15 protein-coding genes are annotated in these 14,660 nt (G+C 66.0%); 7 read left to right on the top strand and 8 right to left on the bottom strand.

Annotated elements, in window-relative coordinates; genetic code table 11:
* Positions 1-295: 295 nt before the first annotated feature.
* On the top strand, positions 296-847 hold the full coding sequence (locus tag ACFC25_RS11415; protein ID WP_337346728.1) for a dihydrofolate reductase family protein: 552 nt from the start codon (positions 296-298) through the stop codon (positions 845-847).
* 34 nt (positions 848-881) lie between these two features.
* Here ACFC25_RS11415 and ACFC25_RS11410 read toward each other — a convergent pair whose 3' ends face one another.
* Entirely contained in the window at positions 882-1,826 is a 945-nt protein-coding gene (locus ACFC25_RS11410; RefSeq protein ID WP_376045248.1) for a methyltransferase family protein, read from the bottom strand.
* Positions 1,827-2,058: 232 nt separating this feature from the next.
* Here ACFC25_RS11410 and ACFC25_RS11405 point away from each other — a divergent pair, with 232 nt between their 5' ends.
* A complete protein-coding gene (locus ACFC25_RS11405; protein WP_376045247.1) occupies positions 2,059-2,469 on the top strand; it encodes a GNAT family N-acetyltransferase in 411 nt (136 codons plus the stop codon).
* Here the strand turns inward: ACFC25_RS11405 and ACFC25_RS11400 are convergent.
* A complete protein-coding gene (locus tag ACFC25_RS11400; RefSeq protein WP_376045246.1) occupies positions 2,446-3,858 on the bottom strand; it encodes a PLP-dependent aminotransferase family protein in 1,413 nt (470 codons plus the stop codon). The genes ACFC25_RS11405 and ACFC25_RS11400 overlap by 24 nt on opposite strands.
* On the opposite strand from ACFC25_RS11400, the gene ACFC25_RS11395 reads away from it, so the two are divergent.
* Positions 3,857-4,834 (top strand): DMT family transporter, encoded by a 978-nt coding sequence (locus ACFC25_RS11395; RefSeq protein WP_376045245.1) that lies wholly within the window; start codon positions 3,857-3,859, stop codon positions 4,832-4,834. The genes ACFC25_RS11400 and ACFC25_RS11395 overlap by 2 nt on opposite strands.
* A 4-nt stretch (positions 4,835-4,838) precedes the next feature.
* On the top strand, positions 4,839-5,468 hold the full coding sequence (locus tag ACFC25_RS11390) for an FMN-binding negative transcriptional regulator (RefSeq protein WP_376045244.1): 630 nt from the start codon (positions 4,839-4,841) through the stop codon (positions 5,466-5,468).
* A gap of 69 nt (positions 5,469-5,537) precedes the next feature.
* Here the strand turns inward: ACFC25_RS11390 and mmuM are convergent, their stop codons facing one another.
* Positions 5,538-6,521, bottom strand: coding sequence for a homocysteine S-methyltransferase (gene mmuM, locus ACFC25_RS11385; RefSeq protein ID WP_376045243.1), 984 nt, complete (start codon positions 6,519-6,521; stop codon positions 5,538-5,540).
* 123 nt (positions 6,522-6,644) lie between these two features.
* Between mmuM and ACFC25_RS11380 the strand changes: the two genes are divergently transcribed.
* Positions 6,645-7,427 carry an IclR family transcriptional regulator gene (locus tag ACFC25_RS11380; RefSeq protein ID WP_376045242.1) on the top strand — a complete coding sequence of 261 codons (783 nt, stop codon included), beginning with the start codon at positions 6,645-6,647 and terminating at the stop codon, positions 7,425-7,427.
* A 12-nt stretch (positions 7,428-7,439) separates the two neighbouring features.
* Here ACFC25_RS11380 and ACFC25_RS11375 read toward each other — a convergent pair whose 3' ends face one another.
* Positions 7,440-8,204, bottom strand: a complete 765-nt coding sequence (locus ACFC25_RS11375; protein ID WP_376045241.1) for an IclR family transcriptional regulator — start codon at positions 8,202-8,204, stop codon at positions 7,440-7,442.
* A gap of 203 nt (positions 8,205-8,407) precedes the next feature.
* On the opposite strand from ACFC25_RS11375, the gene ACFC25_RS11370 reads away from it, so the two are divergent.
* Positions 8,408-9,019, top strand: a complete 612-nt coding sequence (locus ACFC25_RS11370; RefSeq protein WP_376045240.1) for an RNA polymerase sigma factor — start codon at positions 8,408-8,410, stop codon at positions 9,017-9,019.
* The gene (locus ACFC25_RS11365) at positions 9,016-9,927 is read left to right on the top strand and encodes a hypothetical protein (RefSeq protein ID WP_376045239.1); all 912 of its coding nucleotides are present in this window, start codon (positions 9,016-9,018) and stop codon (positions 9,925-9,927) included. The genes ACFC25_RS11370 and ACFC25_RS11365 overlap by 4 nt, the downstream gene beginning before the upstream one ends.
* Here ACFC25_RS11365 and ACFC25_RS11360 read toward each other — a convergent pair.
* The 4 genes from ACFC25_RS11360 to ACFC25_RS11345 all read right to left on the bottom strand — a co-directional run bounded on the left by ACFC25_RS11360 (position 9,913) and on the right by ACFC25_RS11345 (position 14,569).
* Positions 9,913-11,361 (bottom strand): amino acid permease, encoded by a 1,449-nt coding sequence (locus ACFC25_RS11360; protein ID WP_376045238.1) that lies wholly within the window; start codon positions 11,359-11,361, stop codon positions 9,913-9,915. The genes ACFC25_RS11365 and ACFC25_RS11360 overlap by 15 nt on opposite strands.
* A 188-nt stretch (positions 11,362-11,549) precedes the next feature.
* Complete coding sequence (locus ACFC25_RS11355) at positions 11,550-12,368, bottom strand: SDR family NAD(P)-dependent oxidoreductase (RefSeq protein WP_337346739.1); 819 nt, start codon at positions 12,366-12,368, stop codon at positions 11,550-11,552.
* A 172-nt stretch (positions 12,369-12,540) separates the two neighbouring features.
* Positions 12,541-13,944, bottom strand: a complete 1,404-nt coding sequence (locus ACFC25_RS11350; protein WP_337346740.1) for a GntP family permease — start codon at positions 13,942-13,944, stop codon at positions 12,541-12,543.
* Between the two features lie 85 nt (positions 13,945-14,029).
* Positions 14,030-14,569: a gluconokinase gene (locus tag ACFC25_RS11345; RefSeq protein WP_376045237.1), complete on the bottom strand. Its 540-nt coding sequence runs from the start codon at positions 14,567-14,569 to the stop codon at positions 14,030-14,032.
* Between the last annotated feature and the right edge of the window lie 91 nt (positions 14,570-14,660).

Here is a 14,660-nt window from a genome sequence, read left to right as displayed (position 1 = left end):
CAACACGCAGGCAGTGGTGACGAACCTAACTCCAGGCCGTGTCGGGGAGCTATTTCCGGGCCAGGCAAGGCTGCCCAAAATGCGTCATTTACGGACGCCTGCGAAGCCGCCGGCCTCGGATTTACGCCGGTGGCGGGTGCCCACTGGGCCTAAAGTTAAGCATTCCGGTCGAGCTGCCGGAACAGTGGCCGGTTCCGCGGCCCTTCCCTGCCAAGGAGGCACCGAATACGGTGGATTTGTCCGGCCATGCCGCCGGACCGATACGCACCGATACGCACCCTTTTTGGAGGTCCTCATGCGCAAAGTAACTGCTGGCCTGTTCCACTCCGTTGATGGAGTGGTGTCGGACCCGAACCTCTGGCAGTTCGACAGCTTCGACGAAGACCTGGGCAAGGGCATGACGGAGATGATGGAGCGCGTGGACACCGGAGTCCTGGGCAGGGTGAGCTACCAGGAGTGGGCGGGCTACTGGCCCAACGCGACCGTGGACGACGACTTCGCCGGCTTCATCAACCCGATGGAAAAGTTTGTGGCCTCCAGGACTCTGCCTGAGCCGCTGGAGTGGCAGAACTCGCACCTGATCCAGGGCCCGCTGGAAGACTTTGTCGCGGAGCTGAAACAGCGCGACGGCGGCGAGATCGCCGTGTTCGGCAGCATTTCCGTCACGCGTCAACTGTTGTTCGCAGGGCTGCTGGACGAGCTCACCCTGATGACTCATCCGGTAGTGGCCGGCAGCGGCAGGCGCCTGTTTGAGGACGGCGACCCCGTCACCCGCCTCACCCTGAAGGATGAGTACAGGACCAGCAAAGGCAACGTCATCAGCACGTACAGCCTGCTGGGCGGCTGAGCCACGGTCTTCGAGCGGGCGGCCTACAGGAGGCCTACAGCAGGGACGGTGAGCGCGGGGCCTTCGGCATCCGGGGCACCCAGCAACGCACCCTATCCCGGTATCGCTCGAAGTCTTCGCCGAAGCGGTCCAGGAGGTCAGCTTCCTCAAGCGGCCGGACAACATAGTTCCACACCAGGGAGCCAACCACCGCGTAGGCGATGACAAGCCACGACTGCAGGATGATGCCAACCGCGGCGCCCTGGACGATGCCTGCGACGGCCATCGGATTACGGATCCAGCGATACGGGCCTGCGATCACCAAGCGGTTGGGCATCGCCGCCGGCAGCGGCGTGCCATTTCCCACGGCCGACATCACCACTGCGGACCAGATGCCCAGGGCGCTGGCGAGTACAAGAACCCCCACGCCCACAGGGCCTGCCACTGAGGGAAAGGGGATTGCCACCGCCCAGCGCTGTTCGAAAAACGCGATGCCAAGCGGAATCATCGCCAGGAAAAACCCCCAGAAAAGGACGATTTGACCGAAAGTTGAAAGCACGTGGATTGCCGCGCTGGAGCGAACAGTGGCGGGACGGAATGCGAACGGACCACGGATGATCCACGAGGTCGGTACGCGCCCGCGCAGGATGACGCCGAGCGAGGCCAGCGAAGCTCCGGCGGCGGCACCCATGGTGAGCACGCCCCAACCCGCTTCGGTTGTGACCGTGGCGTAAACCGCCATGCCGATGGCGACGGCACACGTCCAGCCGGCACCCACCACCGCGGCAGCCCGGACGCCTGCTGCGGCCATAGCTGAGGCAATGACGAACAGTGGAATGTCTAAAATGGCCACGGTAATCGGGTCGAGATTTCCGAGGGTCGCTTCACGCACTGCTGGCGACATGAAGACCGCAACCCACCAGCAGGCACCGGCTACCGCCTGGACGCCAAAATAGGCCCGGGCCCACCGAACCAACTCCGTCACCGGTTCAACCCCCACCCATCGTCCTTCGGCTTGCTGGCCTAAGCCTACTGACTTCCAGCCAGCCTTCCGCTGGCTGGTTTTCGGCCGCTGGACGGTTGGCGCGGGCGGACCGGTGCGCAATAGTGGATACATGCCAGCTTCCCCGTCTCAACCCACGGTTCGACGTGCCCTCCTCACCGGGCCGGATTCCAGGCAAGTAGGACGCCTTATTGGGACTTACTTGCGACAAACGGAGCATGAGAAGGCCGTGAACCTGTCGCTTCCGTCGCTGGGGCCGGATGAGGAACTCCCGCCAAATTACCAAGCCGAGGTCGACTGCCCCGAAACGGTATTCAAAACGGCGTCGGTGTACCTGGCGGAGATCGACGCCGAAGCGGTTGGAGTCGCCATCGCCTCAAAGGCCCGCGGTGCCACCGAAATCAAGCGGCTTTGGGCTGACCCGCAGGTACGCGGCCGAGGCATCGGCTCCGCGCTCCTTGATGCTGTCCTGCGGGAGAGCACCGGCGTTGTGCGCCTCTCAGTTTGGGATTGGCGGACACAGGCCGCGCGGCTATACGAATCAAGGGGGTTCGTCACCGTCCCCTCGTGGGACGCACGGCCCGGGCTGGTGTGCATGGAGCGCCGCCCTGAAGCCCTAACCCCTGTTCCGCTCCAATGACTGGCCGATGATCTGGGCGCCTTCGGGAAAGGCGCCCGGGTTCGTTCCCGAGTAGTTGAGGCGGATAAACGGGCCGGCCGGTTCGGCGGGAAACCACTCGTTGCCGCCTGCGATGATCACTCCGGCCGCTTCACAATCGCGGGTCAGGCGTTCGAGGTCGGTCCCGTCGGGAAGCCGTGCCCAGAGGTTCAGGCCACCCTTGGGCACCTGCTCGATGTGTGCCTGCGGCGCGTGCCGGCGCAGGCTGGTGACCAGCAGGTCGCGTCGGGCTTCGAGCTGGTGGCGGAGGCTGCGAAGGTGCGTCTGCCACCCGGGCTGCGTGACGACGTCGAGCGCTGCCGCCTGCAGCAGGCCGCTGACGTACATCGACTCGGCCGCCCGGTCCGCCAGGATGCGCTCTCGCGCCGGGCCGCGGGCGATCACCGCGGCCACGCGGATCGACGGAGAAACGCTCTTGGTCAGCGAGCGCAGGTAGACCACATGCCCAGAGTCGTCGCGGGAGGCGATTGGAACCGGGTTGGAGGTGATGCCGAAGTCGTGGGCCCAGTCGTCCTCCACAAGGAATGCGCCCTTCGCGCGCACTACGTCCAGGACCTGTTCGCGCCGTTCGGCTGACCACTGGGCACCAGTGGGATTTGCGTAGTTGGGCTGGGCGTAGAACAGCCGCGCGCCGGTCTCCTCGAAGGCGCGGGCCAATTCCGCGGTGTCCGGACCGTCCGGCCCGCTGGGCACCGGAACGACGCGCACGCCGGCCTGGGCCGCAGCCAGGATGGCACCCCAATAGGACGGCGATTCCATCAGCAGCGGCTGTCCGCGGCCAGCGAGTGCGCTGAAGATGGAACTCAGCCCACTTTGGCTGCCGGGAAGTACGACGACGTCACTCGGGTTCGGCGGTGTGGTCCCGGCAGGCGTCAAGGCGCCAAGCTCCTGCGCGAACCACGACTGCAGTTCCGGCATGCCGGCTGCGGGCGGGCGGGACAGCGCTGCGTCGCCGCGGGCTGCCCTGGCGAGGGCGGCACGGACCAGCCGTTCCGGCAGGAGTTCGCGGTCCGGGTAGCCGGAGTGGAAGGAGATGGCATCGTTGGCCACCGTGCGCATGGTGCTGGAGGCAGGGGGAAGCGGCGCCAGCGGTGACCGGAGGGCCGCGCTCTGCCAGCCGTAGTCGGACGGACGCGCGGTCCGGACCGCCCGCACGAACGTCCCGACGCCGGGTCTACTCTCAATCAGGCCCTGTGCCGTGAGGGTCTGCAGGGCCTTCTGCACTGTGACGGGACTTGCTTGGTACTCGGCCACCAGGGAACGGGTGGATGGCAGTTTCGCACCGGGCGCCGCTGCGGCGATCCATTTTTTCAAGTTCGCCACAATCCGGGAACTGCTATCGTAGTTCATGAGAGACAATAGTAGCGCTACTCAATCGGGACGCATAGTGCTATCCCCATCACCGCCGACCGGGCTCTGGTTGGGCCTCATCGGAGTAGCGGCCTTTTCCTTCACCGTTCCGTTCACCAAGGTCGCCGTCGCCGGCCTGTCCCCGCTGTTCATCGGTTCCGGCCGCGCAGTGGTGGCCGCCCTCCTCGCAGCCTTCGCCCTCGCACTTACCCGGCAGCGGCTCCCCCGCGGCGCGCAATGGGCGCGCCTGGCAGTCGTGGCCGCCGGCGTCGTCGTCGGGTTTCCGCTGCTCACGTCCTTCGCCCTGACAAGCACCCCCGCCAGCCACGGCGCCGTGGTGATCGCCCTGCTCCCCGCCGCGACCGCGACGGCGGCTGTCCTCCGCGGCCGCGAACGTCCGCCGCTGGCATTCTGGCTCATCACCGCCGTAGGAGTCCTCGCCGCCGTCGCTTTCGCCGCCCTGCAGTCCGGCGGCTTCGGACAACTGCACTGGGCTGACGTACTGCTCCTCGGCGCGGTGGTGGCTGCCGCTGTCGGTTATGCCGAAGGCGGTTTGCTGGCCCGTGAGCTCGGTGCGTGGCAAACCGTGTCCTGGGCTTTGGTGCTGGCTTCGCCGCTGATGGTGGCACTGACGGCCGTCTCCGTCTCGCTGCAGCCGCCTTCCGCGACGCCGGTCCAGTGGGCCGCCTTTGCCTACCTCGGCGTGGTGAGCATGTTCCTGGGCTTTTTCGCCTGGTACCGCGGGCTGGCCATCGGCCCCATCGCCCAGGTCAGCCAGGTCCAGCTCATCCAGCCGGTGCTGACCATTTGCTGGGCCGGGCTGCTGCTGGGCGAAACCCTGACCTGGGCCACCATGGTGGGCGGCCTTGCCGTCATCCTCTGCGCGGGGGCCGCCGTCCGGGTCCGGCTCAAGCCGCCTGCCGCCCAGCCCGCCTTCCTCCCCACTCCCCGAACCCTCCAACCTGCAAAGGATTAGCATCATGTACGTTCCTGCCCATTTCGAACCTGGCCCCGAGGCCGTCCAGGACCTGCTCAACCACCCCGGGGCGGCCAACCTGGTCACCATGACCTCGCAGGGCCTGCTGGCTACGCTGATGCCGTTTGTCTACGATGCTGCGGTGGGCGAGCACGGCGGGCTGCAAGGGCATCTGGCACGGAACAACGCGCAGTGGTCTGAGCCTGCCATCGGCGAAGCGCTCATGATCATCCAAGGCGCGGACGCGTACGTTTCGCCTTCCTGGTACGCATCCAAGGCTGAGCACGGCCGCGTGGTGCCCACCTGGAACTACTCCACGGCCCACGTGTACGGCACCCTGGTGGTCCACGAGGATCCGGCATGGCTCGCGGGCCAGGTCAGGCGCCTTACCGGCGCCCATGAGGCCGGCTTTGACCATCCATGGAGCGTGGACGACGCGCCGGAGCGCTACATCGCCGGCCAGTTGCGCGCGATCGTGGGCATCGAGCTAGTGATCTCCAGGATTGAGGCGAAGGCCAAGCTGAGCCAGAACCGGCCCGACGCCGACATCGACGGGGTGATCAATGGGCTCAGCGCCCGGGGGCAGTCGGAGAGCGCTGCCGACGTCGAGCGGGCCCGTCCGACGCGCCCCTAACTTGGGTGCCCGGCCGCCCAACTAAGTAGCAGTAGATGTCGTTATGGAGCCTCATAACGACATCTGCTGCTACCTACTTGGGGTGGGCGGAAGGGCGGCGGCGAGGGCAGCGATGTCCCTCGGCGTGGTGCGGCAGCAGCCGCCCAGAATGCGGGCACCGAGCTCCCGCCAGGCACCGGCTCCTGCCGCAAGCCCTGTTGGCACGCCGTCTGCTCCGGAAGCCCCGCCTTCGCCTTCAGCGCCCGATCCGGCGGCCCAGGTCTTCGTGGCGGCGTCATAGGATTCGCCGGAGTTCGGGTACGTGACCAGCGGCTTGGTGCCGGCCTCGCCGAGGGCTCCCAGGGCGGCCGGGACCAGGTGCAGCGGCACGCAGTTCACACCTACGGCCACCACGCGATCATCGGACCCGCAGAGTTCCGCTACCGCAGCCAGCGGTGTGCCGTCACTGATGTGCGCACCGTCCCGCAGCGAGAAGGAGAACCAGGATTCGACGTCGAACTCCCCCGTCAGTGCCAGCAGCGCCTCTGCTTCGGCAAAGGACGGTAGCGTCTCGCACGCCAGGAAGTCGGCGCCGGCGTCCACCAGCGCCGCGATGCGTGGGCGGTGGAAATCCTTGAAGGCTTCGGCGTCCAGGACATAATCCCCGCGGTACTCCGAGCCGTCCGCGAGGTAGGCGCCATAGGGGCCCACCGACCCGGCGACAAGCAGCGGCCCGGCTTGCGGATTCCGGGCAAGGTGTTCGAGCCGGGCCTCATCGGCCAGGCGGACCGAAAGCCTGACGAGGTCCAGCGCCGCGTCTTCTGAAAGCCCGCGCTGCGAAAACCCGAGCGGCGTGGCCTGGTAGCTGGCGGTCGTTGCCACATTTGCGCCGGCCTCGAAGTAGTCGCGGTGCACATCGCGGATCAGCTGCGGCTGCTCCAAAAGGACTTTGGCCGACCACAGCGGGTCATCCAGGCTGCAGCCGCGCGCCTCCAGCTCGGTGGCAAGGGCGCCGTCGGCCGTGAGGTACGCCCGGGCATCGAGAAGCTGGGACAGCGTGGTATTGCGGGGCATGGCATGAACTCCGGAGGTTTGCGGAAGGGTCCGTTGTTCATCATAAACAATTCAAGATGTGTTTAATGATCATGGCGAACTATGACCGGGGTGGCTGGCGGCACCTCCGTTAGACTCTGGCCTATGTCGAAATCCTCCAGCATGGGCCGCGGCATGCTGGCCATCCTGGCATTGGGTGCACGGCAGGGCGCAGGACTTCCCGGCGGCACTGTGGCAGGGATCGCCGCCGATCTGGACAAAGACCGCAGCCAGGTCTCGCGGAACCTCCGCACCGGTGAGCAGGAGGGATTCCTCAGCCGGACTGGCGAGCGCACGTCGTACACCCTGGATTGGTCCCTCCTGACCGATGCGCAGCAGTTGACCGCCCGGAGGCTGTATACAGACGGTGCCGTGGCTCTGGAGCACTTGGCCCGAGACACCGACGAGGCCTGCTTCCTTGGGGTGCTGCACGGCGCGGGCACGGTGACCATCGGCGAAAGCGTTCCGGCCAGCAGCAACCTGGTGGGCTCGTGGCTGGGCAGGCCCTACCCCGCGTACTGCAGCGACGCCGGGCAGGCTGCACTGTGGGAGTCATCGGACACCGAGGTGCGGACGGTGTTTGCCGGCGTCGACTTTGTGCGGCACGGCCCCAATACCCCGTCCGACGTCGACGACTTCCTTGCGCGGCTGGCCGCGGCGCGCGTGCGGGGTTACTCAGTGGTGGATGAGGAAGCGGAGCCGGGACTCTATTCGCTGGCCGTGCCCGTCCGGGACTTCAAGGGCGAGGTGGCGGCAGCGCTGCAGATCGTCGGCACGAAAGCCCGCCTGGAAGCGCGGCGGACTGAGTGCGCCGCGGCTTTGGTGGCACAGGGAACATGGCTTGAGGCCCGGCTGGGGTACCGGCAGCCGCTAAGCAGCCAGGACTAGGCGGGTACAGGACTAGCTGGCGGCAAGGGAACCCAGCCGCTCCGCTGCCCCACGCAGAACGGTGGCAACTCCCGCGGCATCCGTTCCCATTTGGGCACGGCTTCCCAGCACGCTGAGCGAGGCGAGGATGGCGCCGTCGGTCTTCCGCACAGGGACGGCGACTTCCACAATGTCGTGCTCGAATTCCTCGTCGGAAGTGACGTAGCCCCTGGGCACGTCGCGGGCCATCAGGTCCCACACTTCATCAATGGAATGTGCGGCGCCGGGGCCACCCACTCCGATGAAGTTCACCTCGTGCAGCAACTGGTCCAGGGCGGACCGGTCGTGGTCCCAGAGCAAGGCCCGGCCGGCACCAGTACACCACACCGGCGTCACCATCCCCGGCGCTACGAAGCTGCCCAGTCCGGCGTCGTTGCTGGAAGTGCGCAACAGGATCGCCCGGACGCCGTCCCGAATAGAGAGCCGTGCCCGCAACCCCAAGGCGGAAACCAGCGACTCCAGTTCTGGCTTCGCTGCACGTACCCAGCCGGTGTTGAGCGAAGCGGCCAGGCTGAAGAACCGCGGCCCGGTCAGGAACGGTCCCCGGTCCGCCCGTTCCAGCAGGCCCAGATCGCAGAGCTCCTGTGCGAGCCGTGACACGCGGCCCTGGTCCATGTCCAGTTCCGCCGCCAGCTGGGATACGCCGGGCTGCTGCCGACCGCGTTTTTCCCGGTCCACCACCAGCCGGAGAATGCGGAGCCCCTGCGCCAACGATGACGCCTCTGCGGACGAATCCACGCCTGTTACCCCTTACTGCCGGTGCCCGCACTATTGTTCCACGGCAATCCCCCGCGGTCGCGGAGGTGACGTGCGCTGGTTACGGAACTGCCGACGTCGTACGTTCACTTCCGGGCCCTGATATCCGGGGCTTCCTGCATGACCCGGTTCAAAATGGTCCCCCTCATCATGGAACCGGCGCCGGCGACCGGACACTATGAGGTATGGGCGATCCATCGGATGTCTCGGACGAGGTTTTGTGGTGCCAGGTGGTCAACGGTGATGGCGACGCCTTCGGGATACTTTTTGACCGCCACCATGACCGGGTCTGGCGTCACGCGACAAAAGTGCTGGGCCAGCCGCATGTGGCTGAGGACGTCACTGCCGTGGTCTTCTACGAAGCATGGCGACGGCGGGCCAGCATCCGCATGGTGAATGACTCAATACTGCCCTGGCTCCTGGTGACGACGAACAACACCCTTCGCAACCATGTCCGCCAGCAACGCCGCTACAGGCACTTCCTCAGCCAGCTTCCCCCGCCCGCGGATGAATCCGACATCGCCGAGAGTATCGCCGAAGCCGACGAGTCCACCTTCAAAACTACTGTGCTGAGGGAGGCTTTCACCCGGCTGAGGCCACCGGAGCGGGACGTGCTCACCCTTTGCATCATCGAGGGCCTTGGAGCCAGGGCCGCTGGCGCCGCCCTGGGCATCGCGGACGGAACGGTGAAGTCACGACTCCACCGGGCAAAGTCCCGGCTGGGGACCCTTTACAGCCAGATAGTGCAGGAATACGAGCCTGATGCCCAGGCAATCCTTGGACGGAGAACACCATGAACACTTCCCAGTTCCAGTCCGACCGGCGTGAAGCCCTGCGCAGGCAGCTCGTCGAGCTCCCCGGTCTCGCCGTGGTCGTCCCGCCGGCCCGTCCCCGCCCGACGCGACGGATCCTGCTCACGGCAGCGGCAGCCCTCGTCGGTGCGCTCGTGGTAGGGCAGATCAGCGTCACCGCCCAAAGCGCGCACGCAGCAGGCGTCCTGCGGGCCGTAGCGGACCAGTCCATGACCTTCGTCGATCCCGTGCCGGGGCCGGGGCAGTACCTGCTGGTGCACACGCACGCCAACTGGTCCGTCACCGGAATCGACGAGGCAGGAAACATGAATCACGGCATGAACGCCCAGACCATCGACGTCTACCGTCCGGCCAACCCCGACGACGACTGGGTCCTCAGGCGCGACTGGGGCGACGGACACCCGGTGCCCATGGAAATTGAGGTCATCCGGGCGAAGGACGGACATTTCTATGGCGGCCCTTGGACGCTGATGTCAGACGACGAGCTGGCTGCCCTGCCGAGGGACGGGCAAGCCTTGTATGACCACTTCAACTCCAGCTACCAGGGCGGATCAGCCTCACGGGATGAGAACAACTTCGTCCGGATCACCGACATCCTCAGGATGGGGCTCATTCCTGCGGACCTGCGTGCTGGCCTCTACCAGGCGCTGGCCCTGATCCCCGGAGTCACCGCCAGCGAGCAGGCCAACTTCGATGGCAAGGTTGGCGTGGCGATCGGGCGGACGGAGCCCCTTCGCGCCGGACAACGGGCAGAAATGATCATCGACCCCGCGAACGGGCTGGTCATCGGCGAACGGACCATCATGACCTACGCTGCCTTTGGCTTCGGGTCCAATGAGGTGACCGGACACACCGCCATCGACTACCGAATCGTGGATTCAGCTCCCCAGTGAGGGCCTGACCGGCGTTTGGCGGCCGTGCCGGAAGTAGAAGTAGCCGTAGCAGGCAGCGACAAACGGGACGCCGAAATAGAGTGCGGCCACCTGGTTGGGGTCCAGCGCGATGCCCACCAGCGAGATGACGCACAGCGTGAACGCCAGGATGGGCACCACGGGGAACCACGGAGCCTTATAGGCGAGGGCCGCAACGTCTCCGCCGTTCCGCACAAAAGCGCGCCGGTGGAAGAAGTGCGAGGCGGTAATGGACATCCATACGCCCACCACAGCGAAGCCGGCTACGGAGACCAACACCAGGTACACCGTTTCCGGGGCCACCACGCTGCTGACCAGCGAGGCGATGCCGCCCACCATGCTCACCGAGAGTGCGATCAGCGGGATGCCGCGGCGGGTCAGCTTCTTTAGGGCCCGGGGTGCGTGCCCCTCGTCCGCCAGGGAGTAGAGCATCCTGGCACAGGAGAAGAGGCCGCTGTTACCGGCGGACAGGAGCGCGGTGATGATCACAAAGTTCATGATGTCGGCGGCGAAAGGGATCCCGACGGCGGAGAAGACCGTGACGAACGGGCTCTCGTCCAGCCCCACTTCGGTGTACGGGATGGTGGCGGCGATGACGGCTATGGCCCCGACGAAGAAGATCAGCAGGCGTATCACGGTGGTGCGCATGGCTTTGGGGATGCTGGTGGCGGGGTCCTTGGTTTCGCCGGCCGCCACGCCGATGAGCTCGGAGCCGGAGAAGGCGTAGAACACGGCGAGCACGGTGACCAGCACGCCGGTGAAGCCGTTGGGGAACAGTCCGCCCTCAGTGGCGAAGTTCTCGAACAGACTGGGGTGGCTGCCGCCGTCGCTGAGTGGGCGGAAACCGAACAACGCGGCGCCGCCGAGGACGATGAGGCCAATGATGGCGCCTACCTTGACGATGGCGAACCAGAACTCGGACTCGCCGAAGAACTTGGCGGACACAGCGTTGAAGCCGAACAGCACGGCGGCGAACACCAGGCACCAGACCCACACGTCAACGTCCGGGAACCAGCGTTGCATGAGGAGCCCGGACGCAGTGAACTCGGAGCCGATGGCCACGGCCCAGCAGAGCCAGTACAGCCACGCCGTGGCGAAGCCGGTGGCTGGGCCGATGGAGCGCGCGGCGTAGATGTGGAATGCCCCGGAGACCGGATACGCGATGGCCAGCTCCCCCAGACAGGCCATCACGAGGTACACCACAAACGCGCCCACCAGGTAGGCGAGCACCGCGCCCAGCGGACCGGCCTGGGAGATGGTGTACCCCGAGCTGAGGAACAGGCCGGAGCCGATAACGCCGCCCATCGCGATCATCACCAGGTGCCGGGAGCCCATGGATCTGCGGAGTCCGGGTTGAACAGGTGCCAGCCCGGTCGGCGTCGTAGCGTCCAGCGTGAGGGGTGATGGGGATTCCACGATCGTCTCCAGGAGGGGTGGTCAGCAGGTGTGCGGCAGATGCGCGCACTCCAGTCCCGTCCCGGGTAACGAAGATATGCACGTCAACAGAGAGAAATTAGCACAATCACCGAATTACGATCGTTAAAATCATGCGAACTTGTTCATATTGCACACTTGTTACCTCGGGTGACCCGCCCCCTGGAGATCTAGGGTGCCACCAACGCTTCGCTGGCCTCCCACAGCCCCTGCGCCAGCCCGGCGTCGTACGCCTGCGGGTTGGCCTTGGCCAGTGCGCGCTTGGCATAGTAGGCGCCGGAGACCCAGTCAGTGCCCGCGGTGCCGTTGATGAGCCACAGCATGGTGTCGGCACCCTGGTCCGGACTGAGCATAAAGCGGTTGAGCAGGGTCTTGTAGGCGTGCCGCCACGGGCTGGAGGAGTCTGCCGCGAAGTTGGTGCGGACCACGCCCGGGTGGAATGCCGCCGTCGTGATTCCCTGCTCGCCGAACCGGCGGTGCAGTTCTGAAGTGAAGAGGATGTTGGCGAGCTTGGCGGTGCCGTAGGCACGGTGCGTGGAGTAGCTGTGCTCGGCGTTGAGGTCGAAGAGGTCCAGTTTGCCGAAGTTGTTGGCGCCGCTGGCGGTGTTGATGACCTTGGCGTTGCTGGCGGTGAGGACGTCCATGAGCTCGGTGGTGAGCAGGAACGGTGCCAGGTGATTGATCTGGAAGGTGGATTCGTTGCCGTCCACCGTGAGCTGGTGCCCGCTCCGGATGCCGCCGGCATTGTTGGCCAGGACGTCGATCCGGTCGTAATCGTCCCTGAGCTGCGCGGCGAGGGTGCGGACCTGGGCGAGTTCGGCGAAGTCGGTGACGAAGTAGTCCGCGTTCAGTTCCTTCGCGAGGGCCTGGGTCTTTTCCTCGGAACGGCCGACGACGACAACCCGGTCCCCTGCCTCCGCCAGCGTCCGCGCGGCTGCTGCGCCGATGCCGTCGCTGGCGCCGGTGATCACGATAGTGCGTTGGGTCAAGGGGTGTCCTTTGATCGGGATTCAGCGCTCGGGTAGAACACGCTGCCTCTGGGCACAACGACGGCGGGCCGGCCGGTGTTCCCCCTGTCCCCCCAAGTAAGTAGCAGCAGATGTCGTTTTGAGGGCTCAGAACGACATCTGCTGCTACTTAGTTGGGCTGGAGCGGGGGAAGTTAGCCAGCCACCCCGGCGAGGAAGAACAGGGCCGCCGCGATGGCGAAGCCCATCACACCGATCAGGGTTTCCATCACGGTCCAGGTCTTCAGCGTGGTTTTGACGTCCATGCCGAAGAAGCGGCCCACCAGCCAGAAGCCGGAGTCGTTGACGTGTGAGACAACCACGGAGCCAGCGGCCACGGCGATGACCAGCGCGGCAACCTGCATACCGGTCAGGCCGGCCAGTGCCACAGCCGGGGCGATCAGGCCTGCGGTGGTGGTCAGTGCCACGGTGGCCGAGCCCTGGGCGATGCGCAGGATGGCGGAGATCAGGAAGCCGGCAAGGATCAGCGGGATGCCCAGGTTGCCCAGCACGTCCGCCAGGGCCGCGCCGATGCCCGATGTGCGCAGAACGCCGCCGAACATGCCGCCGGCGCCGGTGATCAGGATGACCGAGCAGACCGGGCCGAGTGAGGATTCGAGCAACTTCTCGATGGCGCCGGCATCCTTGCCACGGCGGGCGCCCAGGACAAACACAGCCACGAGCACGGCGATCAGCAGGGCCACCGGGGTTTCGCCGATGGTGCGCAGGATCTGGAACCACTGCTCGTTCTTGACGCCTTCCGACAGCGCGCCGGATGAGGCCAGGGTGTTCAGCCCGGTGTTGAGGAAGATCAGGACGAGCGGCAGCAGCAGCAGGCCAACGATGGTGCGGAAACGCGGTGGGTGGGACTCGGCTTCAGCGGTGGCGTGGCCGAGGATTTCCGGAACGGGCAGGACCAGCTTCTTGCCGGTCCAGAGGCCGAACAGGTAGGCGGTGACGTACCAGGTGGGGATGGCGGTGATAAGGCCGGCGATCATGACCAGGCCGATGTTGGCGTCGAAGAAGGCTGCGGCGGAAACCGGGCCCGGGTGCGGCGGCAGGAAGATGTGCATCACGGAGAACGCACCGGCAGCCGGGAGGCCGTAGCGCAGCACTCCCCCGCCCAGGCGGTGGGCGACGGCGAAGACGACGGGCAGCATGACTACCAGGCCGGCGTCGAAGAAGATGGGGAAACCGAAGATCAGCGATGCGAGGCCCAGGGCGAACGGGGCCCGCTTCTCGCCGAAGACACCAATCAGGTACTCGGCAAGGACTTTCGCTCCGCCGGACGTTTCAACGATGCGGCCGAGCATTGCGCCGAGGCCGACGAGGAGCGCCACGGTGCCCAGGGTGGTGCCGAACCCGTTGATCAATACCGGTACCACCTGGTTGGCGGGGATTCCGGTGGCAAATGCTGTGGCGAGGCTGATCACGATCAGGGCGACGAGCGCGTGCATCCGCAGCTTGATGATCAGGAACAGCAGCACAACAATCGCTGCCGCGGCAATGAGCAGCAGGGGGCCTGCGCCCAGCGTTTGGGTCCATCCTTCGATGACCATGGTTCTCCTTTGAAACAGAATTTATTGGGGGGAAATCGGCGGTCCGGCGAGCCCAGGGCTCAAGGACCGATCAAAATTGAGGGGGTCAGCTAGCCGCCGGCTGTGCGGGCAGCTTGAGCGCTGCGATCACGGCGGCGACGATCTCCTCCGGGGAGAGGGAGATGTCCAGCCGGAGGCTTCCAGCGGCGAGTTCGCCGTCGGTCAGCGGTTCCAGGGTGGCCAGTTGGCTGGGCAGGAGCGTGGGCGGCATGAAGTGGCCTTCGCGGCCCTGCATGCGCTGGCCGATCAGGTCGGCCCCGCCGTGCAAGTGCAGGAACAGGACCCGGCCCTGCGCATCGGAGAGCAGCCGTCGGTAGCTCTGTTTGAGCGCTGAGCAGGTGAGCACGGTGCTTTTCCCGGCGGTGGCCTGAGTGGTCATCCAGTCCTGGATCTCCCGCAGCCAGGGCCAGCGGTCCTCGTCCTGCAGCGGAATGCCCTGGGTCATCTTGTCGATGTTGGACTGCGGGTGGAACTCGTCCGCTTCGGCACAGGCCCAGCCAAGCTGCCGGGAAAGAGCTGCCGCAATGGTGGACTTGCCGGAACCGGCAACGCCCATTACCACCAGGTGCGTGGCTGGATACTGCATGTTTTTACCTCCGAAGAAGACGCCGTTGGCTTAGTGAAGAAAGCTCGTTGCGCATCTCACAGTGAGGTGCGCTGGAGATAAGGTATCACCA

This window comes from Pseudarthrobacter sp. NPDC055928, assembly GCF_042270935.1.
GTDB lineage: Bacteria > Actinomycetota > Actinomycetes > Actinomycetales > Micrococcaceae > Arthrobacter.
The sequence above is the reverse complement of the archived record's forward strand: the minus strand, read 5'-3'. Positions and strand labels throughout refer to the sequence as shown.